We start from the raw sequence: 26,174 nt of genomic DNA on the forward strand, positions 1-26,174 counted from the left end.
GGTAATGAACCTGTGGGAGCGGGTTTACCCGCGAAGAGGCCGGTACAGGCAGCAGAGAATCTCAGCCTTGCAGCAGTTCCGGGCTGTTGAAGTTGCTCAACCGGCGATCATCATCGACACACTCCAACCCCTGCACCGCCTCGCGCAGCAAGGCCTTTTGCAAGCTTCGCTCTCCCGTCGCCCAGGCCTGCTCCAGCATTGGCAGTAACCGCCGTGGCAGCACGCTGAACATCGGCTGCCAAAACCCACCTTGACGTACCATCGCCGCACTGTCACTGGCCACCGCCAGCCTTGACAGCGCCTCGATCAAATCGCGGTCAACCAGTGGTGCATCGCAGGCCAGTACCACCATCCACTCATGGCGTGCCACCTTGAGCCCGGCAATCACCCCCGCCAACGGCCCGGGGAAGTCCGCTTCGGCATCGCCCACCAGCTGGTCAGCGTACGTACGGTAAGCCTCCTGGTTACGGTTGCAGGAAATCACCAGGTCATCGCTTAGCGGTCGCACCACCCGCTGTACATGCGCAACAAGCGGTTCGCCCTGCCACGCGACCAGGCCTTTGTCACGGCCGCCCATGCGTTGGCCACGGCCGCCGGCGAGAATGAGGATGGAGCAGGGGGGCAGTGCATCAGGCATGAAAAAGGGCTCCGGGCAGTCATTGCCGGGAACCCTCCCATTTCACACGGGGCTTGTCCAGTCAGCTTTCGCTGATCCCGCCTTGTGCGTTGGCTTCACGCGCCTGACGCCGTCCCGCAAGGCGCATCACCACCACGAAGAACACCGGCACAAACACCACCGCCAACGTGGCGCTGAGCATGCCGCCGATCACCCCGGTGCCGATGGCCTGCTGGCTGGCCGAGCTGGCGCCGCTGGCAATGGCCAGGGGTACCACCCCGAGGATGAACGCCAGCGAGGTCATCACGATGGGCCGCAGGCGCAGGCGGGCGGCCTGTACGGCGGCGTCTGCGGCGTCCACGCCCTGGTCGACCAGGTGCTTGGCGAACTCGATGATGAGGATGGCGTTCTTCGCCGACAGGCCGATCAGGGTAATCAGGCCAACCTTGAAGAACACGTCGTTGGGCATGCCGCGCAGGGTCACGGCCAGCACCGCGCCCAGGATACCGAGCGGTACCACCAGCAGCACGGCGGTCGGGATCGACCAGCTTTCGTACAGCGCTGCCAGGCACAGGAACACGATCAGCAACGACAATGCCATCAGCATCGGCGCCTGGCTGCCGGACAAACGCTCCTGCAGCGACAGGCCGGTCCACTCCAGGCCGGCGCCGGGCGGCAGCTGCGCCACCAGGCGTTCGATTTCGGCCATGGCTTCGCCCGAACTGTGGCCGGCAGCCGGCTCACCGGAAATCGACACCGCCGGGTAGCCATTGTAGCGAGTCAACTGCACCGGGCCGCTGACCCACCTGGCCTGGACGAATGCCCCCAGTGGCACCATCTTGCCGCTGTTGTTGCGTACGTGGATTTTCAGCAGGTCTTCGACCTGGCTGCGCTGGTCGCCTTCGGCCTGCACCACCACCCGCTGCATGCGGCCCTGGTTGGGGAAGTCGTTGACGTAGCTGGAGCCCACCGCCACATCCAGTACCGAGCCAATGTCGGCGAACGACACGCCCAGGGCATTGGCCTGGCGGCGGTCGATCTCCAGTTGCACCTGCGGGCTTTCGGCCAGCGAGGCTTCGCGCACGTTGGTCAGTACCTTGCTTTTGCCGGCATTGGCCAGCAGCGTGTCGCGGGCGGCCATCAGTTCGGCGTGGCCCATACCACCGCGGTCCTGCAGGCGGAACTCGAAGCCGGTCGACTCACCCAGACCGTCGATAGGCGGCGGCAGCACCGAAAACGCCACGGCGTCCTTCAACTGGGAGAAGGCCGCGCTGGCGCGGTCGGCAATCGATTGGGCGCTGTCGTCGGCACCACGCTCGGACCAGTCCTTGAGGGTGGTGAACGTCAGCGCCGCATTTTGCCCGCTACCAGAGAAGCTGAAGCCGAGGATCACGGTGGTGTTGCCCACGCCGGGTTCTTCGGCGTTGTGTGCCTCGATTTGCGCGGCCACCTGCTCGGTGCGCATGCGGCTGGCCCCTGGTGGCAGCTGGGTGTCGGTGATGGTGTAGCCCTGGTCTTCGGTGGGCAGGAATGCCGTGGGCAACTGGCTGAAGCCATAGCCCAGCACCGCCAGCAGCACCGCGTACACCAGCAGGTAGCGGCCGCTGCGCTTGAGCGCCTGCACCACCCAGCGCTGATAGCCGTTGCTCATGCTTTCAAAGCGCCGGTTGAACCAGCCGAAGAAGCCTTTGCGTTCATGGTGCTCGCCCTTGGCCACCGGTTTGAGCAAGGTGGCGCACAGCGCCGGGGTGAGGCTGAGGGCCAGGAATGCCGAGAACAGGATCGATACTGCCATCGACAGCGAGAACTGCTGGTAGATCACCCCCACCGAGCCCTGCATGAAGGCCATGGGCAGGAACACCGCCACCAGCACCAGGGTGATGCCGACGATTGCACCGCTGATCTGGCCCATGGCCTTGCGCGTTGCTTCCTTGGGCGGCAGGCCTTCCTCGGCCATGATGCGCTCGACGTTTTCCACCACCACGATGGCATCGTCGACCAGGATGCCGATGGCCAGCACCATGCCGAACAGGGTCAGCACGTTGACCGAGAAGCCCATGGCCAGCATGACCGCAAAGGTGCCCATCAGCGCCACCGGCACCACCAGTGTGGGGATCAGGGTGTAGCGCAGGTTCTGCAGGAACAGGAACATCACCGCGAACACCAGCAACATGGCTTCGAACAGGGTGGTAATGACCTGCTCGATGGACACCTTGACGAACGGCGAGGTGTCGTAGGGGATGTCGTACTTGACGCCTTCCGGGAAGTAACGCGCCAGTTCCTGCATTTTCGCCCGCACCAGGGTGGCGGTTTCCATGGCATTGGCACCCGGCGACAGCTGCACGCTGAACGCGGTGGCCGGCTTGCCGTTCAGGCGCGTGCCGTACTGGTATTCCTGGGCGCCGATCTCGACCCGGGCGACATCACCGACGGTGACCGTGGAGCCATCCAGGTTGGCGCGCAGGACAATGGCGGCAAATTCTTCGGGGGTGCTCAGCTGGCCCTTGACCACCACGTTGGCGGTGATTTCCTGGGTGTCGCGGCTGGGCAGGTCGCCGATGCTGCCAGGCGCGACCTGGGCGTTCTGCGCGGCAATGGCCTCGGCCACGTCGTTGGGCGTCAGGTTGAAACCGATCAGCTTGCCCGGGTCGATCCAGATGCGCATGGCGCGCTCCGAACCGTACAGCTGGGCCTTGCCGACGCCCTTGAGGCGGCGGATTTCGTTCATCACGTTGCGCGCGAGAATGTCCGACAGTGCGGTTTCGTCGAGCTTGCCGTCTTCAGAGGTGAGGGTGCCCAGCAGCAGGAAGCCGGTGGACACCTTTTCCACTTGCAGGCCCTGCTGGGTGACCGGGCGCGGCAGGCGCGACTCGACCACCTTCAGGCGGTTCTGCACGTCGACCTGGGCCAGGTCCGGGTTGGTCCCCGGGGCAAAGGTGGCGGTGATGGTGGCGCTGCCCAGGCTGCTCTGCGACTCGAAGTACAACAGGTTGTCGGCGCCGTTGAGCTCCTGCTCGATCAGGCTCACCACGCTTTCGTCCATGGTCGCCGCCGAGGCGCCCGGGTACACGGCGTAGATTTCCACCTGCGGCGGTGCCACGTTGGGGTACTGGGCCACCGGCAGCTGCGGGATGGCCAGCGCACCGGCCAGCAGGATGAACAGCGCGACCACCCAGGCGAACACCGGGCGGTCGATGAAGAATTGCGGCATGAATCAGGCCCTCACTGGCCGGTGTGCTGTGCGATGGGCGGTGCCCCGGATGCGTTGTCGACCTGCACCTGGTCACCGGCCTTGACGTGTTGCAGCCCCTCGACCACCACCCGCTCGCCGGGGGCCAGGCCTTCGCTGACGACCCAGCGGTCGCCTTGGGCGCTGCCCAGTACCACCTGGCGATCGCTGACCCGGGCCTGCTGGTCGACCACCAGCACCTTGGGCACGCCGGCACTGTCGCGCAGGATGGCGCGCTGGGGCACGCTCAGGCCCTTGGGTTGCACGGCCTGCTCCAGGCGTACGCGCACGTAGCTGCCGGGCAGCAGGTCGAGGTCCGGGTTGGGGAACTCGCTGCGCAGGGTGATCTGGTTGGTGGTGGGGTCGACGCTGATGTCGGAGAACAGCAGCTTGCCGGGCAGCGGGTAGGCGCTGCCGTCGTCCTGGATCAGCGTGGCGCGGGCCTGGCCGTCGCCCACCTGCTGCAGTTCGCCTGCGCGCAAGGCGCGGCGCAGGGCGTTGAGCTCGCGGGTAGACTGGGTAACGTCGGCATGGATCGGGTCCAGCTGCTGGATGGTCGCCAGCGGGGTGGTCTCGTTCTGGCCGACCAGTGCGCCTTCAGTGACCAGGGCACGGCCGATACGGCCGGAAATCGGTGCCGTTACGGTGGCGTAGCCGAGGTTCAGGCGGGTGCGTTCCAGGGCAGCCTTGGCGGCGGCCACTTCGGCATCGGCCTGCAGGAAGCTGGCCTTGGCGTTGTCGTATTCCTGGCGGCTGACAGCCTTGTCGTCGACCAGATCGCGGTAGCGCTGCTCCTGCAAACGCGCCTGGTACAAGGTGGCCTCGGCCTTTGCCAGGGTGGCGCGGGCGCTGTCATGGTCAGCCTTGAATGGCGCTGGGTCGATCAGGAACAGTACATCGCCCTGTTTGACGTCACTGCCTTCGCGGTACACCCGCTTGAGCACCACGCCCTCGACGCGCGCGCGCACTTCGGCGGTGCGCGGCGCCAGGATGCGGCCGCTGAGTTCGCTGCTGATGGCCAGTGGCTGCAGTTGCAGGGTTTCTACCCGCACTTGCGGTGTGGGGGCTTTTTCGTCTTGCTCGGCGCTGTCGCCACAGCCGGCCAGGGACAGGCTCAGAAACGCCATCAGCGCCAATGGGCGCAGGCGAGGGGGGAGGGTAGTAGGCATGCGGATCTTCCGATGATGACCGCGCCTATGGTACGGCAGGTACTGCCCATGCGGCTGTTAACACCTGTAGGGCGAGTGTGAAAAAGTGTGAAGAACAATCCTTTCGTGCGGCTGGGTTCTATATTCTGCGTATGCCTGTGCCGGCCTCTTCGCGGGTAAACCCGCTCCCACAGGGATCGCGTACAGGCCTACCTCAACCCAGATTCCCAAGCACCTATGCCGAATATTTTCCTGGTCGAAGACGACAGCGCCCTGTCCGAGCTGATCGCCAGCTACCTGCAACGCAACGACTTCCATGTCCAGGTGATCGCCCGGGGCGATCATGTGCTGGACGAATATCGTCGGCAAAAGCCCGACCTGGTCATCCTCGACCTGATGCTGCCGGGTATCGATGGCCTGCAACTGTGCCGCCTGCTGCGCCAGGAGTCACAGACCCTGCCTATCCTGATGCTGACCGCCCGCGACGACAGCCATGACCAGGTATTGGGCCTGGAAATGGGCGCCGACGACTACGTGACCAAGCCCTGCGAGCCCCGCGTGTTGCTGGCCCGCGTGCGTACCCTGCTGCGCCGCAGCAGCGTCAACGAGCCGCGGCTGGATAACGACCTGATCCTGATCGGAGGCCTGCGCATCGACCTGGCCGAGCGCACGGTCAGCTGGCGCGGCGAAGAGGTGGAGCTGTCCAGCGGTGAGTACAACCTGCTGGTGGTACTGGCGCGCAATGCCGGCGAAGTGCTGAACCGCGACCGCATTTTGCAGCAGCTGCGCGGCATCGAGTTCAACGGCACCGACCGTTCGGTGGACGTGGCCATCTCCAAGCTGCGGCGCAAGTTCGACGATAACGCCGGCGAAGCGCGCAAGATCAAGACCGTGTGGGGCAAGGGCTACCTGTTCAGCCGCGTCGAGTGGGAGTGCTGACCGGCCATGCTCAAAATCCTGGTGCGGTTGTATCTGGTGATCATCGTCGCCTACGCCGGTGCGTTGCTGTTCATTCCCGATACCATCGTTGGCCTGTTCCAGGAACGCTTCATGGCCTACAACCTGGACCAGGCCAAAGGTGTGCAATCGTTGATCGTGCGCCAGTTCCACCAAGCCCCGCGCGAGCAGTGGCCGGCCGTGGAGAAAGACCTGGCCAATGCGTTCGCCCCGCTGGAAGTGAAGCTGCTGCGCATGGGCCAGGCCGAACTCAGCGCGGATGAGCAAGCGCGGCTGCAGCACGGCCAGTACGCGGTGAGAATTGCCGAGTGGGGCTACTACGAAACAGTGCTGGCACCGCTGGACAAGGAGTGGCTGGTGCGCCTGCATGCACCGCCAGACCCGCTGGACATCAATGTGCTGTCGTGGGGCGTGACCGTGCTGATCGGTGCGGCCATGCTGGGCTGCCTGCTGTTATGGGTATGGCCGCACTGGCGCGACCTTGAGCGCCTGAAGGAAACCGCCCGGCGCCTGGGCCAGGGGCAGATGGCCGAGCGCACTCACATTTCGCCGCATTCCAACATTGGTGAGTTGGCCGGGGTGTTCGACACCATGGCCAGTGACCTGGAGCGCCACGTCAACCAGCAGCGCGAGCTGCTCAATGCGGTGTCCCATGAGCTGCGCACGCCGCTGACCCGCCTGGACTTCGGCCTTGTGCTGCTGTTCGACGAAGTGCCGCAGGCCAGCCGCAAGCGGCTGCTGGAGCTGGTGGGGCATGTGCGCGAGCTGGATGAGCTGGTGCTTGAACTGTTGTCCTACAGCCGCCTGTATAACGCCGACCAGGCCCGCGAGCGTGTCGAGGTGTCGTTGCTGGAACTGGTCGACAGCGTACTCGGCGGTTTTGCCGAAGAGCTTGATGGCCGGGGTATCCAGTGGGAAGTCCGGGCCGAGGGCAATTTGCCCCGGTTTGTGCTGGACCCACGGCTGACAGCGCGGGCGGTGCAGAACCTGGTGCGCAATGCCATGCGCTACTGCGACGAAAGCCTGTTGCTGCGCTTGCGTCTGGAGGACGATGGCGCTTGCCTGCTGACGGTGGAGGATGACGGGATTGGTATTCCGGTGGAGGAACGGGAGCGGATTTTCCAGCCGTTCTACCGGCTGGACCGCAGCCGCGACCGCAACACCGGCGGTTTTGGCCTGGGGCTGGCGATCAGCCGGCGGGCGATCGAAGGGCAGGGCGGGACCCTGACTGTGGCGCAGTCGGCGCTGGGTGGGGCGCAGTTCAGGATTCGCTTGCCTGCGGGGTGATGGGGTACCTGTGCCGGCCTCTTCGCGGGTAAACCCGCTCCCACAGGTACGCCACAGCGTTCAAAATCTGTGCGGTCCCTGTGGGAGCGGGTTCACCCGCGAAGAGGCCGGGCCTGCTAACCCTGTTCCGCCAACTGTGTAGTCCACAGCACGACCCGGTCCTTGCCGGTGTGTTTGGCTTCATACAACGCCTGGTCGGCCTTGATCAGCGCCATGGTTAACGTATCGCCCGCGCTCACCTGTGCCAGGCCGATGCTGATAGTCACCGGATGAGCACCTGGATCTTCACGCACTCTGCGTAGCAATGCCTCCACCCGCTGTTCAGCGCCTTTTTGGTCCAGCCCCTCAAGAAAAATTGCGAATTCCTCGCCGCCCAACCGCGCAAACTCGGCGTCGACCATGGCTGCCTTGATGTGTAGCGCAACGCGTTTGAGTACTTCGTCACCGATGTCGTGGCCGAAACGGTCGTTGACCTTCTTGAAGTTGTCTATGTCGACCATCGCCAGGTACTGCCCGGGGGTTGCCTGATGCAACTGTTGCTCCGCTTTGGCCATGAACGAGCGGCGGTTGGGGATTTCGGTCAGGGCGTCGACGTATGCTTGCTCCAGCAGTACCTTGGACAGGTAAAAGTTGTGCAGCTTGGTCTTGCGGATCTGCAGGTAGCTGTAGCTGACCAGGCCGCTGAGAAACACCGCGTAGCTGATCAACATGGCGCCTTCGACCGCGTCGGGCTCCATGCGGGTGTGGTAGAACGGGCTGAGCATCACCCAAGTGATGGCCATGGCGCAGAAGAATGACCAGCGCCGCACCGGCAGCACCGACATGGCATACAGCACGGTGGAGACCCCGAGGATCAGCCATACCGGGCGCAGGGCCACCGGGAGGCCTTCGATCACCAGGCGCATGCCCAGGGTGATGACGGTGATGAACAGCAGGTTGAGCACGTCGAAGTGATGGCTGCGGCGGGTAAAGTTCAGCACGACGGCCAGGCAGCCGAGCAGGGAGATGAACAGGTAGGACAGCCAGGTGAAGCCCTGGCCTGCGAGAAAACTGACGATCAGGTCGAAGACCAGCCAGACCAGGATACTGACGCAGATTACCAGCAGGCAGAACGGGCGCATGGACTCGAATTCGTGCTGGCGGAACTCGGCGCGCAGGGCGGCGGGGGCGACCTGCTTGCGTACGTGCTCCTCGATGGTTTTGAACATGGGTGAGCTCCTGGGGGTACTGCTTTGCCAGGCCCGGCCCTTTCGCAGCACAAGGCTGCTCCTACAGGAGGCGTGCGCTATCTGCAGGAGCGTGCTGCGAAAGGGCCAGCCCTGGCGACTCAATTCTGTGGCAAAACACCCTGGGCCCAGGGCCGGTAGCGCAAGTCAAACACCGCCTCGAGATGGCACCCGCCAACCAGCTTCGGCTCCGTAGGCTCAGCCCTGAATACCTGCCCAGGTGCGCTCACCTGGCGGAACGCCTCGCGCACCACGCGTATTCGGCACGGCAAGGCCTGTTCGTAACCCTGGCGCACCAACGGCGGCAATCGCCCGGTGCCGGCGCCATCCTGCCACCACACAGTCAAGCCCAGGCCTGCCAGTTGATCCAGCCAGGCGGCGTTGACCCGAGGCGACAGCTTGCCTGCGCTGAAGGCACTGATGTGCAGAGGCTTGTCCAGTTGGCGGTTGAAGGCCTGTAACTGGCTGAACAGCGCTTCGCGCCGCGCGGGGTCGCGAAAATGCTGGTCATCCAGCTCCATGGGCAGGTACCAGCCCTCCACCGACAACTGCCAGGCCTGGCGCAGTTGCTGGTACTGGGTGAGCGAGCGCCCCAGTTGCGCTTTCCAATAGCTGCTCAGGCCTTCGCCGTCCAGTTCATCCAGACGCTGGTAGTAGGCCGGGTCCATGTACAGCCCCAGCACCACCTGCAGGCCTTGGGCACGTGCGCTGCGCAGGCTGTTGGCCAGCCAGCCCTGGGCGCCGCCGAAGTCGCTGTCACCATAGGCGCTCCATTGCACGATCAGGGCTTTGCCCCCCTGGGCCACGGTGGCATGCCACAGCTGTTGCCACTGGGCGGGACTGACATTGGCGTCGCGGTTGAGCGGTTGGTAGAACAGGCGCTGGTCGGCCGTGGCGGGCAGGCACAGGGCAAGCAGGCAGAAGGCGAGGAACATACGCATCAGAAGGTCATCTCCGCACCGACCAGCACGCCGTTGGCGCGCTCATAAAGATTGCCGCCCAGCGACTGCTGATACTCGGCACGCACTTTCAGCGAACCGCGGTAGGCGTTGTAGCGGTCGTCATCGAACCACCATTGCCAACGCACGCCAACCCCGGCCCGGGCGTCCTGGCGCCAGTCGTTGCTCGGGTCCTGGCTGGAAAACTCGAAAAAGCCATAGGGCATGAGGGTTTGCGGGGTACTGCCGGGAAGTTTCCAGGCATGGCCTTGCTGGTAGCGCGACAGCCAGGCGTGATCGCCGGCGCGGGTCCACCAGGCCGCGTCGAGGTAGAGGAAGCGCTCGTTCCAGTCGTCTTCATCCACCCGCCAGTCATTGCGCCAGTCGCCCTGGTCGAGGACCGAGGCGGTGGCGCGCAACAGCAGGTCGTTGCTCGATTCGGCATGGTGGCGCAGGTCGCCCCAGTTGCCACCGACCTTGGCCGGGCTCAGTAGCTGGCCAAGGCTCAGGCCGCGGTAGTGCGCTTCGTCGATCTGCCGCTGGTGGTACAGCTCGGCGTACAGGTTGAGGTTGGCCTGGCCGAGCGGCTTGTAGCGCAGGCCGACCCCGGTACCCATGCTTTGCGCATAGTCGGTGCGGCTCTGGCCACCGAACAGTACCCGGCCGTACACCGACAGGGTGCTGCCGTTGCGGCTGGGTTCTTCGCCCAGGGCATGGTCCCACATGGCCAACTGCACGTTCTGCGATCGGGCACGGCGTGAGCTGCCGCTGCGCTGGCCGTTGTCGAGGAACTTGTCGTTGGTCGAGGTGCCGGCGGGTGACCAGGTGCTGGCCAGGGTGATGGTGTCACGCCGTGACAAGCTTTCGTGGGCTCGGCGCTGGCGGTATTTGCGGGCTTCCAGGCTGCCGTATTCGTCGTCACCGTCGACCAGGTTCTGCTCCACATCGAGGATGCGGCGCAGCTCGCGGCGTGCCGAGGCACTGTCTTCGGCTTCGTCGTAGCGCAAGGCCAGGGTTTCGCCGAGGCGGTAATCCTCGGGGAAGTCATGCGTGGCACGCTCCAGGTAGGGGATCGACTGGCGGCGCTGGGCCCTGTCTGTCGAGCCGGCGAGGCGCATGCCGTAGTCGGCCCGGTAACGCGGCTGATCGGGGGCCAGGCGCACGGCTTCGGCGAGCCAGGCCATGCTCTGGGCGCTGTCGCCGGCCAGTTGCGCGGTGCTGGCCGCGGCGTAGTAGTGGTCGGCCCGGGGGTTGCTTGCCAAGGCATGGCGCTGGAAACCCAAGGCCGCCTGGTAATTGCCCTGGCGCTGGGCAATGGCTGCGCCCAGTGCCCAGTCATCGGCGCTGTGGTGTGCGGCAGCGTCCCAATAGCGCCGGGCCGCGTCAGCGTCGCCTGCGTTCAGCGCGCCACCGGCGGCCGTGAGGCGGGCGTTGTCGGTCCAGGCGCTGTCCGGCAGGCTGCGCCAGATAGGCAGCGCGGCCTCGGAGTCGCCGGCCGCTTCAAGTGCATAGGCCAACGCCAGGCGGTTGCCGGCGTCGCCCAGGCGCTCGGCGGCCTGGTAGTAGACCACCGCTTCACCGGGTTGGTCGGGCATGGCGCAGCGGCCCAGGGCGCGGTACTGGCCGGGCTCGCGGGGGGTGGACGGCACCGCCTGGCGAACGGCGTCGCACTGGCCGGCCTCGGCCAGGCGGCCGAGCAACTGGGCACGGGTATTGGCATCGACCCGCGGGATCAGGCCGAGCATGCGGTGGCTGTCCAGAGGCCCATCGTTGCGGGCATACAGGTTGCCCAGGCGCTGCAACAGCGATGGGCTGAGGCGGCCCTGACGGCGCTCGTAGGCCTGTTCCAGCAGTTGCCGGGCGTGACCGGTCTGGCCCTGTTCCACCAGCAGGAACGTAGCTTGCTCCAATGCGGCCAGGTCGCCACTTTGCCGGTAGCGGTCTTCCCATTCTCTGGCTGTGCGCGGTTGTGGGGGTTGCGGCGGGTCACCATACAGGCGTTGCTTGAGCACGGCGTAGGCGCGCGTGTCGGTAGTGGGTGTGCAGCCTTTGAACTGTTCGCGGGCCAGGTCCGGGTCATGGCGTGACAGCCAGTCGACGGTGTCCAGGCAGGGGCGTTGCAGGTCGTTGCTCAGGCGGCGCACCAGTGCCGCATCATTACCTTCGCGGGCCAGCTCCCACAGTTGCTGGCGCTGGTCGGGCTGATTCAATTGATCTGGCGGCAGCGACTGCAGCCAGCGCTGGGCTTGCTGGTTGTGGCCCATGGCAATGGCGCGGTTGGCCATGGCCAGGCGCGCCTGGTCAGCTGCTTGAGGAGAGGGCGCGCTGGGCAGCAGTTTGTTCAACCCTTTTTCATCCACCTGCTGGACATAGGCATTGGCCAGGCGTTGCCAGTCTTCGGCGGGCAACTGGCCCTTGTCGGCGAGCGGCTGCAGTTGCTCGATGGTTTCCTTCCAGTTGCGCAGTTGTTCGGCGAAGTTGGCCCGGACCAGGCGCAATACCTGGCCATCATCCCTGGGCGGCAACTGGCTGAGCCAGTCCAGCGCCTTGCCCGCGCCACCGAATTTGGCCAGGCTCAGGCTGTAGGCCTGCCACAGGCGCACGCGTTGATTGCCCTCACTGGCAGCCAGCCATTGTTCCACCTGGCTTGCCGGCGGTGGGTCCTGTTCGATCCAGGTCAGGCGCAGTTCGAGCAGGGCGTCGGCGTATTCGGGGCTGCCGTCGAGCTGTGCGGCCAGCGCTTCGGCTTCCTCGTAGCGGCGTTGATGGGCCAGGGCTTCTACCAGCAGTGCGCGGGCCTCGTCGTTGTTCGGCACCCGGCCCAGCACGTGACGGGTCAGGCGCTCGACCTCGGCCCAGTTGTCTTTCTTGGCCTCACGATAGCCGCGGTCCATGAACGGGAAGCTGGTGAACCGCTGGAAGTCGGTCATCGGTGCCGAGGCGTCGACAGGCAGCGCGGCGCAGCACAGCAACAGGCCAGTGAAAGTGAGGGAAAAGCGCGGCTTCATGCCACCTCCCGGGTCAGGTCAAGGGCGGCCTGCTGCTCGATGGCCTGTTCGTCAAGCGCCTGCTGCAACACCTGTGCGGTGATGATGCCGCGGGCGATCAGGTGCTCGCCCAGGCTTTGGTGCTCGGGGTCGAAGTCGATCAGCGCCTGGTTGAACAGGGTGACCGGGACCATGCCGCGCACCTGCAACAGCGTACCGAGCATGATCTGGTGGTGGCTGACACGCTCCAGCAGCGCTTCATCGTCCTGATGGCGCTCCAGAATGGCCAGCATGTCGCGGGTTTCCGGCTTCTGCCAAGGGCTTGGGTAGTGGTAGCGCAGGCCCAGGGTTACCCGGCCCTGCGGCGCCAGTCGCACGCGGACCGGGCGTTTCAGGTAGCGGCTGATCACCCCCAGCGACACTTGGCTGACCGGGCTTTCGCTGGCAAGGATCAGCGTGTCGCCGTCTTCGGCAACGGGCAGCACGCCATAGTGCGTCGCCAGTTTGCGTGGCAGTGTGGCAATCAGTTGCGGGTCGAGCTTGAACGGGTTAAGCGGCGCCCAGGGCAGGTCCAGCTGCTCGGCCAGGGTGGCCACCAGTTGTTCGCTGTTCACCCAGCCCCGCAACAGCAATTCGCGGCCCAGGCGCCGGCGTACCGGGCTGGTGATTGCCTGTTGCAACTGCTCGTCACTGATCAGCCCTTTGGCCACCAGACGCTGGCCCAGCGGCGTGCGGGCAGGGGCTGCGATGGCGGGGAATTCATGGGTGGTCTTGTCCCAGGCCACGCGCCGTGAGTCGCCCATTTCCATCACTTGGCGCAGGGCACGCAGGTTGGCGAAGAAGTTGACGAAGTTGCTCCACATCATCCGCGGTGCCGACAGAAGGCCTTCGCCGATGCCGTAGAAACGGGTGACGAACCAGCCGCGCTGGAACAGGCGATTGAACAGCATCAGCCCGTTCAGCCACAGCAGGGTAGACAGCAGCCAACTGTCGCTAAGGATCGACATGAAGCGCCACGAGTCCGGCGCAATCACCGTGACCAGCCACATGGCCAGCAACACCAGCAGCAACATGTTGACCAAAAAGCTCAGCAGGTAGGCGAACAGCCCACGGCGGTCGCGCCAGAGGAAGTAGTTGAGTGCGCCCTTGCGGCTCCAGCCGAGGTTGCTGGTGCCCTGGAACACGATGCCGACGATCCACCGCGACTTCTGCCGGATGGCATGCTGCCAGTCACGCGGGAAGTGCTCGCGCACGCAGATCACCTGGGAGAATTCCCGGCTCATGCCCGGGCGCCACTCCTGCTTCAGGGTCAGCGCCGGGTCGGTGATGGAATAACGGGCGAAAATGCACTTCATGCCCTTTTGCTTCAGACGAAAGCCAATGTCGTAGTCTTCGGTGAGGCTCTGCACGTCGAAGGCAATGCCGTCGCCGTCCTCCAGCAGCGCACTGATGGCGCGGCGGCTGAAGCAGGTACCGACACCGGCGCTGGGCACCTGGCCGGTCAGCGCTTCGCGGACGATGACGTCCTTGCCGTGGTTTTCGGCAAACTCGTCGACATAGTGGCCGGCGGTAAAACCTTTCCATTCCGGTGCGTAGGGGTAGACCGGGATCTGGATCATGTCCTTGTTCGGCAGCAGGTAGTTGAACAGGCGCAGCTCCATGGGCGAGATCACGTCTTCGGCGTCATGCAGGATGAAACCGGCGAACTCGATGCCGGCGTCCTGCTGGAAGCGCAGCAGGGCGTCGATGATGTTGTTCAGGCAGTCGGCCTTGCTGGTGGGCCCAGGGCGTGCGCACACCACCTTGTGCACGTTGGGGTAGTGCAGGCACACCGCGTCGACGTCGGCCTGGGTTTGCGGGTCGTTGGGGTAGGTGCCGACGAAAATCTGGTAGTTCTCGTAGTCGATGGTGGAGGCCGCCAGGCGCGCCATTTCACCGACCACGCCCACTTCGTTCCAGGCCGGGACCATGATGGCCAGGGGTTTTTCCGGCACTTCGTACAGGCGCTTTTCGTCGGCCTTTTCGTACTTGTCATACACGCGAAAGCGCCGGATCAACTTGCGGACCCAGTAGCACAGGTCGATGAACAGGTCGTCCAGGCCCAGCAGGAACATCAGCGAGGCAAGGATGATGGCCAGGATCTTCAGGCCGAACAGCACGTAGGTGAGAAAATCGATGAATGCCAGGCTCATATGGCAGGCACCGGCATGGCAGAGTGGGCCATCGTCTTTATCCTCGCTCGCTTCCCTCGACGAAGTTGTACGAAATGTCACTTCTGTACGGGATAGATACAAGCAGCCCTATACGCTGTTGTCCAAATTTCGGGCTTTTTCTTGTGAGCTACATCTTGTAGCTTTACAGGTCGTTCATTCAGGGAGCTGAACATGCAAGGCAAGGCCCGCAAGATCGTCCAGGCCATTCTCTATGAAGCCATCGCGGTTGCCTGCGTGGCGCCCGCGCTGGAGCTGGCGTTCGGTGCCGGCATGGCGCAGTCGACGGTGCTGTCGGTGCTGATGTCAGGCATCGCGATGAGCTGGAACATGGGCTACAACTGGGTGTTCGAGCGCTGGGAAGCGCGCCAGCGCCAGCGTGAGCGCACATTCATGCGGCGCTTGCTGCACGCCTTGGGCTTCGAGGGCGGATTGGTGGTGATCCTGCTGCCACTGGTGGCGTACTGGCTGGATGTGAGCCTGTGGGCGGCGCTGCTGACCAACCTGGCGTTGTTCGTGTTCTTCTTCGTCTACGCCTTTGCCTTCCAGTGGGGCTTCGACAAGGTGTTCGATGTGCCGCTTTCGGCGCAGCAAGCCAAGTGTTGACTTTGTGCCGCACTAACGGCTAAGTTCCTACCCCATGAATACATTCCCGCATGTGAACGCCATTATTATTACCGCCATTATCAGCTTGGCGGGCTAGCGCGTACGTGCACCGAACCCGCCCTGGAGGCGGGTTTTTTCTCTCTGACTCCTGGGCAACATAAAAAAGCCAAGGAGTCATCGATGACCAGCTTCAGCGTCCCTCGTCCTACCGTCACCCCCCAGCAACTGCTGTCGGAGCAGGTGCGGCGCATTCTGGCCGCGCCGGTGTACGACCTGGCCATCGAAACGCCGCTGCAAGCCGCGCCTGCACTGTCTGCCAGCCTGGGTAACCAGGTGCTGCTCAAGCGCGAAGACCTGCAACCTACCTTCTCGTTCAAGATCCGCGGCGCCTACACCCGTTTGTCACGCCTGAGTGCTGTGCAGCGCGAGCGTGGGGTAATCACCGCCTCGGCGGGCAACCATGCCCAGGGCGTGGCCCTGGCGGCGTCGCACCTGGGCATGAAGGCCACCATCGTCATGCCGACCACCACGCCGTCACTCAAAGTTGAGGGGGTGCGGTCGCGCGGCGGGCATGTGGTGCTGCACGGTGAGAGCTTCCCGCACGCCCTGGCCCATGCCCTGACGCTGGCCGACAGCGAAGGCGCCACCTTCGTGCCGCCGTTCGATGACCCGGACGTGATCGCCGGGCAAGGCACCGTGGCCATGGAGATCCTGCGCCAGCGCCCGGGCGCGCTGGACGCCATTTTCGTACCGGTGGGCGGTGGCGGGCTGATCGCCGGTATCGCTGCCTACGTGAAGTACCTGCGCCCCGAGGTGAAGGTGATTGGCGTCGAGCCGGAGGACTCCAACTGCCTGCAGGCCGCCATGGCCGCCGGCGAGCGGGTGATCCTGCCGCAGGTCGGCACCTTCGCCGACGGTGTAGCGGTGGCGCAGATCGGCGCTCATTGCTTCGAGCTGTGCCGGCATTTTGTCGACGAAGTGGTAAGCGTCAGCAGTGACGAGTTGTGCGCGGCGATCAAGGACATCTACGACGACACCCGGTCGATCACCGAGCCTTCTGGTGCCCTGGCCGTAGCCGGGATCAAGAAGTACGTGGCACGCGAAGGCGTGCAAGGGCAGACCTTGGTGGCCATTGACTCCGGGGCGAACGTCAACTTCGACCGCCTGCGCCATGTGGCCGAGCGGGCCGAGCTGGGCGAGCAGCGCGAGGCGATCATCGCCGTGACCATCCCCGAGCAGCCAGGTAGCTTCCGCGCCTTCTGCCAGGCGCTGGGCAAGCGTCAGATCACCGAATTCAACTACCGCTACTACCCAGGCAAGGAAGCGCGCCTGTTCGTCGGGGTGCAGACTCACCCGGTGCACGACCCGCGTGATCAGCTGTTGGCCAACCTTCGTGAGCAGGGCTACAGCGTGCTGGACCTGACCGACAACGAGCTGGCCAAACTGCATGTGCGCCATACCGTGGGCGGCCACGCAGCGCCGGGCGCTGATGAGCGGGTGCTGCGCTTCGAGTTTCCCGAGCGCCCAGGGGCGTTGCTGGGCTTCCTGGAGCGGCTGGGCAAGCGCTGGAACATCAGCCTGTTCCATTACCGCAACCACGGCGCGGCGGAGGCGCGGGTGTTTGCCGCGCTGGAGGTGCCCGGGGATGAGTTGGCAGGCTTGCCGTTGGCGCTGGACGAGATGGGGTATCGGTATTGGGATGAGACTGACAACCCGGCGTACCAGCTGTTCCTGGGCTGACAGTTAATTTGAGTAGACACCGGGGGCCGCTGTGCGGCCCCCGGTTGCGCCCGCAGGGATCGCACGGGCGCCTGTATGTCGAGCGCCCACGATCACCCCACTTCACTTCGCTTGTTCAATTGCTCGCACTGCACCTGCGCATCCGTCCGGCTCGGGTAGCTCGGCGTGAGCCGCTCCTTCGCCTGGTTGTCATAAATGTCGAACCCTCCACACACGGTAGCGGCGTAGTAGCGGCTACCCACGCGGAACGACTCCTTTTCTATCGGCACCGCAGGAACGATAACGAATCTGGTTTGCATGTTTTGTGCCTCCCCAGGCAGAGACTTAAGTATTAGTCTCGCCCGTGATAAGCATCAAGCAGGCTCATGAATAAAACCGCGTTTGATGAAAAGGCGGCGGCCCGTCTGTCGCCTCCAGAGTGGTAATCGGTATTCCTGATCCAAAGTGGGGGGAACAACCCTTGGGCCAAGTGGTCTGCTGAGATGGCCTAAGTCGAACCAGGCGGCATTGAACATGCACCGTCTGAGCGCTTTGCAGCGCTTCAGAACCCCGCCAGTCAGGGACATGGCGGTCGATTATGTTCAGGTAGGTAAAGTTAGGTAAAAGCGGCCACGGCATATACACGGATCAGTATTGTGGTTTGTACTGTCCAGTTAAAGATGCCATTGATGAACACACTTCCGTCGCAGCCAAGCGCTGAACGCGGGGCGTTCTCCAGTTTCGAGGCGTGTCGCAACACCCAACAGGGCCCCGTGGTGATCCTTGCCTCTGGCGCCTCTGCCAAGCATTTTCCGCTGGGCGAATTCGCCCATTTACCCATCATCGCCATGAACGGTTCGGTTGCGATGACCGCCGAACACGGCATCCAGCCATTCTTCTACGTGTGCACCGACAAAAGCTTTCGCCAGCAACAGCCGGCCCTGTTCGCCACTGCCTTGCGCGACAGCGAGCGCCTGGCGCTCTGGCCCGAGCAGTATGCGGGTGCCGATGTGCCGGTAGGCACCGAGTGCTATGCCTTGCATAAAGCGGATACGCCGGGCCTGCTGGACGGGTTGCGTGGCCATGGTGACAGTTGCGTGTGCAACCGCACCCTGTGGAGCAAACGCAGCCGCTCGATTGCCTTCAGCAAAGACTTGGCGCAGGGTTTCTTCGACGCCCGCACAGTGGCGTACGTGGCCTTGCAGTTGGCCTACCACCTGGGCTTCGAAGAAGTGTTGCTGGTGGGGGTGGACCTGGATCAGAGCGTCGGCCGCTTCTACGAGAACGGCCAGGGGCAGTGTTCGCCCTGTGGGCTCGACCAGCATTGGGACAGCCGTATCCTGCCGTCGTTGACGCTGATGGCCAGGGAGGTCGTGAACGAGCACTTCCACGTTTACAACCTGTCGTCGATCTCGCGGATTCCAGCCGAGCTGATCCCCAGGGTCAACCTCAGGGAGGCGCGCCGGATTGCCGGTTGTGCAATTACCTGAGCAAGAAAGCGGGTGCGTGCAGGGCTGTGGATGCGTACAGTACGCCGAACGCAAACAGGCAGGAACCCGCTCATGTCCAGCGCATTCACCTTCATGCATTCGCCCGTCGGCACCCTGACCCTGGTTGCCCGGGGCCAGTGCCTGGCAGCCGTACTGTGGGAAGAGGAGCGGGAAAACCGCGTGCGCCTCGGTGCCTTGCACCGTGACGACCAGTGCCCGGTGCTACTGGACACCGCGCGGCAGCTTGGCGAATATTTTGCGGGCAAACGCCAGCGCTTCGAGCTGGCGCTGGATTTCGCCGGTACCGAGTTCCAGCGCCAGGTGTGGGCCGCGCTGCTGGCGATACCCTTCGGTGAAACCCGCAGCTACGGCGACATCGCCCGGCAGATCGGCAACCCCAGCGCGGTGCGGGCGGTAGGCGCCGCCAATGGCCGCAACCCGATCTCGATCATCGCCCCGTGCCACCGCGTGATCGGCGCTTCGGGCAGCCTGACCGGCTTTGCCGGTGGCCTGGCGGCCAAGCAGTACTTGCTGGCGCTGGAGGGCCGGCAAAGCCTCGCGCTGGACCTGTAGGCGTCAGCTGAACCAGCTGGCGACCAGGCAGGCCAGCAACGCCAGCGCCGAGCCAGCCATCAGGGTGTACTGCCGATGGGCCCGACGTGCATGGGCCTTGACCGCACGCAGGTACTCGCCCGGTGTCGGTGCATCGGGCCGATGGCGCAAACCCTCGGCCACATCGGCAAGCTGGCCCTGGATCAGCAAGCCGACCAGGTAGTAGGTGCAGGTGTAACTCAGCAACGCCAGAAACAGATAGATCATGCCGGGTGTGGGTCCAAAGGCAGGGCCATTGCGCTGGCGTTGCCAGTGTCCAGCATGATCAGCCCTTCACTGTGGTCGTCCAGGCTGGCCAGCAAGCGCCCCTGGCTGTCCCACGCTGCCGAACCGCCCGCACCGATGAAGGTGTCGGCTGGCCCCACGCAGTTGGCCATCAGTATCGGCATGCCCAGTTCACGTGCCACCTCCGGGTAATGTGCGTATCCCTCGCGGATGCCCTTGGCGGTTTTCGCCACGCTGACCAGATACAGGTCGGCGCCGTGCTCGCGGGCGGCGGCCGCGTGGGCCATGAACATCGATTCGTAGCAGATCGCCGGTGCCACCCGATGATCGCCTACTTGCAGCAGCAGTGCCTGATCGCCAGGGGTGAAGTAGGGCAGCTCGTCATCATGCAGGCGCCGTTTGGCATAGGCCTGGCGCGGTGCCCCGGGGCTGAAGATGGGCATGCCAATGCGAATACCGTCGGGTGTCGGCAACGGCAGGCCAACGGCCACGGTGATACCCAGGCGGTCACAGGCTGCCTGCAGCGGGCCCAGCCGCTCGGAGCTGACCGGCAAGGCGGCCTGGCGCGCAAGGCTTGGCTCATAGCCGGTCAGCGAGAGTTCGGGGAACACCACCAGCGCCGCGCCAAGGGCCGCGGCCTGCTCGATGCAGGCCAGATGACGCTGGAGGTTGCCTGGCAAATCGCCCTTGAGCGACGCCAGTTGTACGGCGCACAGTTTCATGAAATACCCTTCCCTGGTACAGGTTGAAGGGTCGAGCATACTATCGGCACCAACGCCTGTACCAGTGAAGGCTTTTTCAGGTTGCCGGGTGCGTCGCGAAGCGCTGGCGGAACCAGTCGTCGAGCATGGCCTTCTCGGCATACAGGCGGTCGCTGCTGCTGGCGACCCGGCCGGGGCGGCTGAGGTACATCTTGTCGCTGACCCGCTCCTCGGCCTGCTGGGCGGGTTTGCCCGGCTGACTGAGGGTGTAGGTGAGGTCGATGCTCGGCCAGGTGATCTCGCGCATGAAACGCACATCGTAGGCCTGGCTGTGCCAGGGCTCGAAGCGCCCGGCCAGGTCGATGTCGCGGATATCGATGACCAGCTGCTGGCCCGGTTGCAGGTAACGCTGACCGAGCTTTTGCAGGTACTGGGTAAGGGATTTCATCACATAGTCGTCGGCGCCACGCTCATAACCGTGGCTGTCCAGGCTGGCGTCGCGGAAATGTTCCGGGTGGTCGAAACGCACCTCGACCTGCGCGGCCGGGGAGCCTTGTGCCATGCTGTTCAGTGATAGCGCCATGAGCACGGCACACACGAGGGCGGTACGCATGATGCACCTCCGGGGTAGATTGGGGGTGTTTCCATTTTACGCCCGCCATGGCAGCACCTGCAGAGGAAGATTGTAATGGGACGGTTTCGGCGGTTGCTCGCCAATATCCGGGGGCGTGACCTGGCGGTGGGCGATATCCATGGTCACTTCCAGCGCCTGGAACAGTGCCTTGAAGCGGTGGGGTTCGACCCCGCGGTAGACCGCCTGTTCAGTGTGGGTGACCTGGTCGACCGGGGGCCGCACAGCGAGGTCGTGCTGGAGTGGCTCGCGCAGCCTTGGTTCCATGCGGTGCAAGGTAACCATGAGGCGCTGGCAATCACTCGCGTGCGTGGGGGGCGGCTTGACCTGGACATGTACCGCGCAGCGGGTGGCAGCTGGTTCCTGGACCTGCCGCGGGCCGCACAATTGCGCTTCGTGGAGCGCTTCGAGCAGTTACCAATTGCCATCGAAGTGGAAAGCGCGGCCGGCCTGGTCGGGTTGCTGCATGCAGACAGCCCGTTTGCTGATTGGGCAGTGCTGCGTTCATGGCTTGAGCTGGAGCTGGATCACGACCCGAAGGTACGTGAGGTATGCCAGTGGTCGCGCCGGCGCCTGAAGGAAGGCGATACCCAACCGGTGCAGGGCCTGCGTGCTTTGCTGGTCGGGCACACGCCGGTGCTGGAGGCAAAGCTGCTGGGTAATGTCTGGCACCTGGACACGGGGGGCTGGGCGAGTGGCCACTTTACCTTGATGGACATGCGCACCTTGCAACTGGTCAGCCCCGGGCCAGATGCAGCACCAGCGCCGCAGCCAATATCACCAACATGAGCCCTGAGGCCCGCTCCAGCCACGGCAGGCTGCGAGCGAAACGCCGCAGTACCCGCTGGTTACCGATGGCCACGGCCACCAGCAGGTCCCAGAGCAGGACGATGCTGAACATCCACACGGCGTAGGCCGATTTCCAGCCGGTGCTGGCGCTGGCTACCATACTGGCAAGGCTGGCATAGAACAGCGCGTTTTTGGGGTTGAGGATGCCGGACAAGAAGCCCATGCCCAGATTGTGCCACCAGCCTTGAACCCGCTGGTTGTCCGTGACTGAGCGCAGGCTGGTTTGCCCCGCATGGCGCAGGAACAGCACGCCGATGTACAGCAGGTAGCTGGCGCCGGCCAGTTGCAGGGACGTAAACAGCAGGCTGCCTTCCTGCAACACCGACAGGCCGGTGAAGGCGATGGCGATGAACGCGCCATTGGCCAGGGCAATGCCCAGGCAGGCGCCGCTGGCGATGCGCCAGCCGCTGTTGATCGAGCTGCGTGCGACCAGGAAGAAGTCCGGGCCAGGTGAGAGCAGGGCGAGGAAGTGGGCGAGGGCGATGATCAGGAACTGTTGCATGGGCGGCGCGGCTCTGCGGGAAAAACCGCAGTCTGCTGCCGGGCTTGTCAGGCGTATTGAAGAATATTGCGTGGTAGTGCCTTGGGGCTGCTGCGCAGCCCTATCGCGACACAAGGCCGCTCCCACAGGTACTGCGTATGCCGTTCAATGCGGGAGCGGCCTTGCGTCGCGATCGGGGCGCAGAGCGCCCCCAGGATGTCAAGGGCTGCGCACATCCCGATACTGGCCTGGCGTCACGCCCACATGGGCCTTGAATACCCGCTGGAAATGGCTTTGGTCGGCAAACCCGAGGCGGTAGGCCACCTCCGCCAACGCCAGCCCTTCACCCAACAACTGCCGCCCGCGATTGATCCGGGCATTGAGCACATAGGCATGCGGGGTCAAGCCAGTGGCGGTGCGGAACGCGCGGATCAGCTGGTAGCGCCCAAGGCCGGCTTCGCGGGCCAGCACCTCCAGGCACAGTTGCGCGGGGTCTTGCCCTTCGAGGCGCGCGATCAACCCGCTCAACACAGTCGCCCCCAAGGCGGGGGCTGCCGTCAGAGGGGCTTGTGCGGAAAAGTCCAGGTCACCCACAAAGGCAATCAGCGCCGCATCTTTCTCACGGTTGCTGGCGCTGGAGAACAGCAATCTGTTCAGCTCGCAGAACTGCCCATACACCGCCGGCGCCCGGCAGATACGCGCCGGTTCGCCGGGGCCGGCGCCGCCCAGCCCCGATTCCAGGCGCACTTGTGCCAGCCAGTCGGCGTCCACATGCAGCATCTGGTAGCTCCAGGCTTGCCCGGGCTCGGGGTTGCAGGCATGTACGCGGTGGGCTGGCACCAACACCAGCGTACCGGGTGTCAGGCGTTCCTGCCCATTCACGGCGCCGCTGAAATGGCTGTGGCCGGCATCCACTGCACCGATGGAAAACGTTGGGTGACTGTGGGCCTTGTAACAGGCCCGGCTATGACAGGCGCGGCGGCTTTCCACATGCGGGAGTGCCGGGTCGCGCCACAGCGCGGCGTGGGAGCGGGGCATCACAAGGTCCTCTATTTCGCCGGCAGCGTAACAGGTGCCGCGTACCCATACAGTTTTTATCGCTGGCTGTAACTTGACCGCAAGGCCCGGCAGAGGCCGAAATAGACGCCTGTTGCCAAAGGAAAACAACAATGGACCTTTCAAGCCTGCTGCTTTTCATCCCCGCCTGCTTTGCCCTGAACATGGCGCCGGGGCCCAACAACTTGCTGTCGCTGCACAACGCCAGCCGCTACGGCCTGCGCACGGCCTGCGTGGCCGGGGGGGGTCGCATTGTCGCCTTCAGCGGCATGATCGCCCTGGCGGCCATGGGCCTGGCAGTGGTGCTGCATACCAGTGAATACCTGTTCATGGCCATCAAGGTAGTGGGGGCGGCCTACCTGTTCTACATCGCCTGGCAACTGTGGCGTGCACCGGTAGGCGAGGCAGTGGTGGCAGCGGACTACCCGCGTGGCACCTGGCGCCTGACGCGCCAGGAGTTCTGGGTGGCGGCCGGCAACCCCAAGGCCATCCTGATCTTCACCGCGTTCCTGCCGCAGTTCGTTACAGTCGGCAGCGCCACCCCGGTGAGCGAGCAGTTTCTGTGGTTGGGCGCGCTGTTCTTGCTGTTGGAATGGGCTGCCATTGCCCTCTATGCAGGCCTGGGTGCCTACATGCAGCGCTGGTTCAGCCAGCCTGGCCCGCGCCGCGTGTTCAACCGGGTCAGCGCCTCCCTGCTGGGCTGCGCTGGCCTCGGCTTGCTGGCGGCGCGCCGCTAGAACTGCCAGCGCACCCCCAGGTTGACGCCGCTGGCTTCCTGCTGGCGGCTGTCCAGGTTGGCGGTGTACTGCACGCCGCCATGCAGGCTCAGCGCTTCGCTGACCTGCGCCACCACGCCGCTTTCCAGTTGCACTGAGGTATAGCGGTAGTCGGTCTTGATCTTGTCGACACCATCGAAGGTCAAGGTGTCGCGGCCACCGTCGCCGTGCCACAGGTTAACCTGCGCATAGGGCTGCAGCAGGCGCCCGCTGCTTCCCGTGAACGCCCCTTCCAGGCGCACACCCAAGCGACCCGTCAGCTCGACCTGGGCGTCATGGCTGATGCGCGAAATGCTATCGCTTGCGCTGTCGAGCGAAACTTTTTGTGCGATCAGCTGGGCTTGCGGCTCCAGCCTCCAGCGCTCGTACAGGGCAATGGGGTACCCGGACTCCAGCGACGCCGTCCAGGCGTGGCCGTCGATGTCCAGCTTGTCGCCGCGGTCCGAGCGGGCTCGCCCATCAAGGCGGGTGTACTGCAACACTGCATCCAGGTACGCGCCTTGGGGCCCGACCAGCGTCCAGTATGTGCCGACGCTGTCGCCATCGAGTTTCAGGTCCCCCACGCTGCGGTCTTTCACGGCCAGGGCGAAACCTTTGACGTCGGCGTCCAGGCGGCTATGGCTGACGTAGAAGCCGACATGCTGGCGGTAACCGTTGTCGTGGACCTTGGCATACAGGTCCTGGCCCACCTTGAAACCGTATAGGTCGCCATCCAGGCTCGGGCTGACCGTCCCGCTCCATTGCTGGCGCAGCGTGCCGCCGTAGGCCTGCCCCCAACTGGCAGGCAGGGCGCCTTCGCCTTTGAGCAACTGTTGGTCACCCTGGCGTTGATGGAAGGTGCCCAAGGCCTGGCGGGCGATGATCGCAGCGCCTCTTGGAACGGCAGCGTAAACCGGGACTTCCGGGCGATACAGCGGCAGGCTTTCGCCTTGCACGGGGGCGGGCAGGTCGACCTGGCCAGGTGCCGGTGCGGCAACAGGTGGCGTCTGGGCCGGTGCTATCAAAGGTGGCTCGCCCGGCTGTGAAGGTTGTGTTGGTTGTACGGGCCCGGGTACAGGTGCTGGAGCGGGTGCCGCGACCAGCGTCGAGCGCAGGTACCAGCTGTTTTCGCTGCCAGCGGTTACACCACCTTTGAACAACCGGTAGTCATAGGCACCCACCGATAGCGTTTGCGTCTGCACGAATGCAGTGGCCGTGCTGGTGGCGCCGTCACGGGCTTCGACGACCTGGATGCCGTTCTGTGCGGTTGCTGCACCCGCGCCATTGAGGTTGTTGACGAGCAATTGCGTGGAGCCGCTAATGGCGCCACGGCTGACCACCAGGCGGTCGGAGGCAGCGCCATCGCCTGCCAGCACGCTATTCAGGCGCAGGGTGCCGTTGTTACCGGTGTAATCGCCCTGAACGGTCAGGCGGCCTTGAGCGTCGTTGCCACGACTCAGGTCGATGGTGCCGGCGTTGAATACCGATACCTTGCTGTCACTCTGGATGCTGACGATGCTGCCCTGACGGCTGTTCAGCGCGCTGCTTGCATCGATTTGCAGGGTCCCGGTCCCAGTGGCCGGGATCACGCGTGGCTGATCGCTGCCCAGGTCTCCCAGTGTAAGGGTGTCGTTGAGGGTGAGCCGGCTGCCTTGCTGGAGGTTGATGGACTCCCAGTTCATGTACGACGCACCTTGGCCGACCTGACTCTGCTCGAATGTCAGTGTGTCCGTGCCGGTACCGCCGTCCAGGATAACGGCAGAGTTGCCCAGGTCGATGGCGCGGACGATGGCGGTGTCATCGTCATTCTCCATGATGACCCGCTTACCGATCTGGCCACCCGTCCAGGTAAATTCATCCTTGCCGTTGCCAGTGCGTATTTCGCCTTTGAGCGTGCCGCCGCTGATGGTTATCTTGTCAACGCCGCTACTGGTACTGATATCACCGCCGACGGTGCCGCCCGTCATGATGATCGTGTCGTTGCCAAGCCCGCTGACCACGTTGCCAACAACAACGGTTTCGACACCGAGCCCTTGGGAAATCTCGAGGAAGTTGTCAGCGAGCTTGAGATCGATTCGGCCAATGCTGCCGCCTTTGAACCACGCCGTGTCTCCATCTTCAAAAGCGCCTGTGATGGTGCCGCCGGTCATGGTGAACGTGTCCATGTCACCGCCTTGGTTCAATGACCCTAGCGTGCCGCCAGACATGGTGAAGGTGTCTTGGCCATTGCCTTGTTGCAATGACTGGACCGTTGCGCCGCTGAGGGTGAACTCATCAGCGGCATCGGTTTGCACGAGGGCGCCAAGGGTCTCACCGGGGGTAACCGTCAGGGATTGGGAGTGAGCCAGTAATGGCAGTGCCAGCAGGGGGAAGGGCAGCAGCAAGCGGGGGCATCGCATAGGCAGGTCTCCGGGTCCATTCAAGGGTCCACTACCTGAAGCGACGCCAGCA

Annotated in this window: 22 protein-coding genes; 8 read left to right on the forward strand and 14 right to left on the reverse strand. The window is 64.4% G+C overall.

Annotated elements, in window-relative coordinates; genetic code table 11:
- Positions 1-61: 61 nt before the first annotated feature.
- From mobA to PP4_RS12175, 3 genes are all read right to left on the reverse strand, one after another.
- Positions 62-637: a molybdenum cofactor guanylyltransferase MobA gene (gene mobA / locus PP4_RS12165; RefSeq protein WP_016499476.1), complete on the reverse strand. Its 576-nt coding sequence runs from the start codon at positions 635-637 to the stop codon at positions 62-64.
- Positions 638-698: 61 nt separating this feature from the next.
- Positions 699-3,827: an efflux RND transporter permease subunit gene (locus PP4_RS12170; RefSeq protein WP_016499477.1), complete on the reverse strand. Its 3,129-nt coding sequence runs from the start codon at positions 3,825-3,827 to the stop codon at positions 699-701.
- Between the two features lie 11 nt (positions 3,828-3,838).
- The gene (locus PP4_RS12175) at positions 3,839-5,014 is read right to left on the reverse strand and encodes an efflux RND transporter periplasmic adaptor subunit (RefSeq protein WP_016499478.1); all 1,176 of its coding nucleotides are present in this window, start codon (positions 5,012-5,014) and stop codon (positions 3,839-3,841) included.
- 216 nt (positions 5,015-5,230) lie between these two features.
- On the opposite strand from PP4_RS12175, the gene PP4_RS12180 reads away from it, so the two are divergent.
- Both PP4_RS12180 and PP4_RS12185 read left to right on the forward strand, forming a co-directional pair.
- Positions 5,231-5,932, forward strand: a complete 702-nt coding sequence (locus PP4_RS12180; RefSeq protein ID WP_016499479.1) for a response regulator transcription factor — start codon at positions 5,231-5,233, stop codon at positions 5,930-5,932.
- Positions 5,933-5,938: 6 nt separating this feature from the next.
- Positions 5,939-7,237, forward strand: a complete 1,299-nt coding sequence (locus PP4_RS12185; RefSeq protein ID WP_016499480.1) for an ATP-binding protein — start codon at positions 5,939-5,941, stop codon at positions 7,235-7,237.
- Positions 7,238-7,353: 116 nt separating this feature from the next.
- Here the strand turns inward: PP4_RS12185 and PP4_RS12190 are convergent, their stop codons facing one another.
- The 4 genes from PP4_RS12190 to nfrB form a co-directional block, all read right to left on the reverse strand.
- Complete coding sequence (locus PP4_RS12190; RefSeq protein ID WP_016499481.1) at positions 7,354-8,445, reverse strand: GGDEF domain-containing protein; 1,092 nt, start codon at positions 8,443-8,445, stop codon at positions 7,354-7,356.
- Between the two features lie 119 nt (positions 8,446-8,564).
- A complete protein-coding gene (locus PP4_RS12195) occupies positions 8,565-9,404 on the reverse strand; it encodes a DUF4434 family protein (RefSeq protein ID WP_016499482.1) in 840 nt (279 codons plus the stop codon).
- Entirely contained in the window at positions 9,404-12,409 is a 3,006-nt protein-coding gene (locus tag PP4_RS12200; RefSeq protein WP_016499483.1) for a phage receptor, read from the reverse strand. The genes PP4_RS12195 and PP4_RS12200 overlap by 1 nt, the downstream gene beginning before the upstream one ends.
- A complete protein-coding gene (gene nfrB / locus PP4_RS12205; RefSeq protein ID WP_016499484.1) occupies positions 12,406-14,580 on the reverse strand; it encodes a cyclic di-3',5'-guanylate-activated glycosyltransferase NfrB in 2,175 nt (724 codons plus the stop codon). Before nfrB ends, PP4_RS12200 begins: the two co-directional genes overlap by 4 nt.
- A 192-nt stretch (positions 14,581-14,772) precedes the next feature.
- Between nfrB and PP4_RS12210 the strand changes: the two genes are divergently transcribed.
- Together PP4_RS12210 and ilvA are read left to right on the forward strand one after the other, a co-directional pair.
- Positions 14,773-15,204 (forward strand): PACE efflux transporter, encoded by a 432-nt coding sequence (locus PP4_RS12210; RefSeq protein WP_016499485.1) that lies wholly within the window; start codon positions 14,773-14,775, stop codon positions 15,202-15,204.
- Between the two features lie 180 nt (positions 15,205-15,384).
- Positions 15,385-16,944 carry a threonine ammonia-lyase, biosynthetic gene (ilvA, locus tag PP4_RS12215; protein ID WP_016499486.1) on the forward strand — a complete coding sequence of 520 codons (1,560 nt, stop codon included), beginning with the start codon at positions 15,385-15,387 and terminating at the stop codon, positions 16,942-16,944.
- Positions 16,945-17,036: 92 nt separating this feature from the next.
- On the opposite strand, the gene PP4_RS12220 is transcribed toward ilvA, so the two are convergent.
- Complete coding sequence (locus tag PP4_RS12220) at positions 17,037-17,243, reverse strand: hypothetical protein (RefSeq protein WP_041167701.1); 207 nt, start codon at positions 17,241-17,243, stop codon at positions 17,037-17,039.
- Between the two features lie 369 nt (positions 17,244-17,612).
- Between PP4_RS12220 and PP4_RS12225 the strand changes: the two genes are divergently transcribed.
- Complete coding sequence (locus tag PP4_RS12225) at positions 17,613-18,413, forward strand: hypothetical protein (protein WP_016499488.1); 801 nt, start codon at positions 17,613-17,615, stop codon at positions 18,411-18,413.
- Between the two features lie 72 nt (positions 18,414-18,485).
- Positions 18,486-18,986: a methylated-DNA--[protein]-cysteine S-methyltransferase gene (locus PP4_RS12230; RefSeq protein ID WP_016499489.1), complete on the forward strand. Its 501-nt coding sequence runs from the start codon at positions 18,486-18,488 to the stop codon at positions 18,984-18,986.
- A gap of 3 nt (positions 18,987-18,989) precedes the next feature.
- Here PP4_RS12230 and PP4_RS12235 read toward each other — a convergent pair whose 3' ends face one another.
- The 3 genes from PP4_RS12235 to PP4_RS12245 all read right to left on the reverse strand — a co-directional run bounded on the left by PP4_RS12235 (position 18,990) and on the right by PP4_RS12245 (position 20,564).
- On the reverse strand, positions 18,990-19,232 hold the full coding sequence (locus tag PP4_RS12235) for a hypothetical protein (protein WP_016499490.1): 243 nt from the start codon (positions 19,230-19,232) through the stop codon (positions 18,990-18,992).
- Complete coding sequence (locus PP4_RS12240) at positions 19,229-19,972, reverse strand: carbon-nitrogen hydrolase family protein (RefSeq protein WP_016499491.1); 744 nt, start codon at positions 19,970-19,972, stop codon at positions 19,229-19,231. The genes PP4_RS12235 and PP4_RS12240 overlap by 4 nt, the downstream gene beginning before the upstream one ends.
- Before the next feature lie 76 nt (positions 19,973-20,048).
- Positions 20,049-20,564: a DUF3016 domain-containing protein gene (locus PP4_RS12245; protein ID WP_016499492.1), complete on the reverse strand. Its 516-nt coding sequence runs from the start codon at positions 20,562-20,564 to the stop codon at positions 20,049-20,051.
- 75 nt (positions 20,565-20,639) lie between these two features.
- On the opposite strand from PP4_RS12245, the gene PP4_RS12250 reads away from it, so the two are divergent.
- Positions 20,640-21,371 carry a metallophosphoesterase gene (locus PP4_RS12250; protein ID WP_041167703.1) on the forward strand — a complete coding sequence of 244 codons (732 nt, stop codon included), beginning with the start codon at positions 20,640-20,642 and terminating at the stop codon, positions 21,369-21,371.
- Here PP4_RS12250 and PP4_RS12255 read toward each other — a convergent pair.
- On the reverse strand, positions 21,319-21,933 hold the full coding sequence (locus PP4_RS12255; protein WP_016499495.1) for a LysE family translocator: 615 nt from the start codon (positions 21,931-21,933) through the stop codon (positions 21,319-21,321). The two genes, PP4_RS12250 and PP4_RS12255, sit on opposite strands and share 53 nt — an antisense overlap.
- Before the next feature lie 198 nt (positions 21,934-22,131).
- Positions 22,132-22,950 (reverse strand): helix-turn-helix transcriptional regulator, encoded by an 819-nt coding sequence (locus PP4_RS12260; RefSeq protein ID WP_016499496.1) that lies wholly within the window; start codon positions 22,948-22,950, stop codon positions 22,132-22,134.
- 131 nt (positions 22,951-23,081) lie between these two features.
- Here PP4_RS12260 and PP4_RS12265 point away from each other — a divergent pair, with 131 nt between their 5' ends.
- Entirely contained in the window at positions 23,082-23,705 is a 624-nt protein-coding gene (locus PP4_RS12265) for a LysE family translocator (RefSeq protein ID WP_016499497.1), read from the forward strand.
- Here PP4_RS12265 and PP4_RS12270 read toward each other — a convergent pair.
- Complete coding sequence (locus PP4_RS12270) at positions 23,702-26,122, reverse strand: autotransporter family protein (protein ID WP_016499498.1); 2,421 nt, start codon at positions 26,120-26,122, stop codon at positions 23,702-23,704. The two genes, PP4_RS12265 and PP4_RS12270, sit on opposite strands and share 4 nt — an antisense overlap.
- Positions 26,123-26,174: the final 52 nt, after the last annotated feature.

The organism is Pseudomonas putida NBRC 14164 (assembly GCF_000412675.1).
Taxonomy (GTDB): Bacteria; Pseudomonadota; Gammaproteobacteria; order Pseudomonadales; family Pseudomonadaceae; genus Aquipseudomonas; species Aquipseudomonas putida.

Excerpts from the sequence above, each read along its gene's own strand:
- mobA (WP_016499476.1), bottom strand. The coding sequence starts at position 637 with ATGCCTGATGCACTGCCCCCCTGCTCCATCCTCATTCTCGCCGGCGGC.
- PP4_RS12170 (WP_016499477.1), bottom strand. The coding sequence starts at position 3,827 with ATGCCGCAATTCTTCATCGACCGCCCGGTGTTCGCCTGGGTGGTCGCG.
- PP4_RS12175 (WP_016499478.1), bottom strand. The coding sequence starts at position 5,014 with ATGCCTACTACCCTCCCCCCTCGCCTGCGCCCATTGGCGCTGATGGCG.
- PP4_RS12180 (WP_016499479.1), top strand. The coding sequence starts at position 5,231 with ATGCCGAATATTTTCCTGGTCGAAGACGACAGCGCCCTGTCCGAGCTG.
- PP4_RS12185 (WP_016499480.1), top strand. The coding sequence starts at position 5,939 with ATGCTCAAAATCCTGGTGCGGTTGTATCTGGTGATCATCGTCGCCTAC.
- PP4_RS12190 (WP_016499481.1), bottom strand. The coding sequence starts at position 8,445 with ATGTTCAAAACCATCGAGGAGCACGTACGCAAGCAGGTCGCCCCCGCC.
- PP4_RS12195 (WP_016499482.1), bottom strand. The coding sequence starts at position 9,404 with ATGCGTATGTTCCTCGCCTTCTGCCTGCTTGCCCTGTGCCTGCCCGCC.
- PP4_RS12200 (WP_016499483.1), bottom strand. The coding sequence starts at position 12,409 with ATGAAGCCGCGCTTTTCCCTCACTTTCACTGGCCTGTTGCTGTGCTGC.
- nfrB (WP_016499484.1), bottom strand. The coding sequence starts at position 14,580 with ATGAGCCTGGCATTCATCGATTTTCTCACCTACGTGCTGTTCGGCCTG.
- PP4_RS12210 (WP_016499485.1), top strand. The coding sequence starts at position 14,773 with ATGCAAGGCAAGGCCCGCAAGATCGTCCAGGCCATTCTCTATGAAGCC.
- ilvA (WP_016499486.1), top strand. The coding sequence starts at position 15,385 with ATGACCAGCTTCAGCGTCCCTCGTCCTACCGTCACCCCCCAGCAACTG.
- PP4_RS12220 (WP_041167701.1), bottom strand. The coding sequence starts at position 17,243 with ATGCAAACCAGATTCGTTATCGTTCCTGCGGTGCCGATAGAAAAGGAG.
- PP4_RS12225 (WP_016499488.1), top strand. The coding sequence starts at position 17,613 with ATGAACACACTTCCGTCGCAGCCAAGCGCTGAACGCGGGGCGTTCTCC.
- PP4_RS12230 (WP_016499489.1), top strand. The coding sequence starts at position 18,486 with ATGTCCAGCGCATTCACCTTCATGCATTCGCCCGTCGGCACCCTGACC.
- PP4_RS12235 (WP_016499490.1), bottom strand. The coding sequence starts at position 19,232 with ATGATCTATCTGTTTCTGGCGTTGCTGAGTTACACCTGCACCTACTAC.
- PP4_RS12240 (WP_016499491.1), bottom strand. The coding sequence starts at position 19,972 with ATGAAACTGTGCGCCGTACAACTGGCGTCGCTCAAGGGCGATTTGCCA.
- PP4_RS12245 (WP_016499492.1), bottom strand. The coding sequence starts at position 20,564 with ATGCGTACCGCCCTCGTGTGTGCCGTGCTCATGGCGCTATCACTGAAC.
- PP4_RS12250 (WP_041167703.1), top strand. The coding sequence starts at position 20,640 with ATGGGACGGTTTCGGCGGTTGCTCGCCAATATCCGGGGGCGTGACCTG.
- PP4_RS12255 (WP_016499495.1), bottom strand. The coding sequence starts at position 21,933 with ATGCAACAGTTCCTGATCATCGCCCTCGCCCACTTCCTCGCCCTGCTC.
- PP4_RS12260 (WP_016499496.1), bottom strand. The coding sequence starts at position 22,950 with ATGCCCCGCTCCCACGCCGCGCTGTGGCGCGACCCGGCACTCCCGCAT.
- PP4_RS12265 (WP_016499497.1), top strand. The coding sequence starts at position 23,082 with ATGGACCTTTCAAGCCTGCTGCTTTTCATCCCCGCCTGCTTTGCCCTG.
- PP4_RS12270 (WP_016499498.1), bottom strand. The coding sequence starts at position 26,122 with ATGCGATGCCCCCGCTTGCTGCTGCCCTTCCCCCTGCTGGCACTGCCA.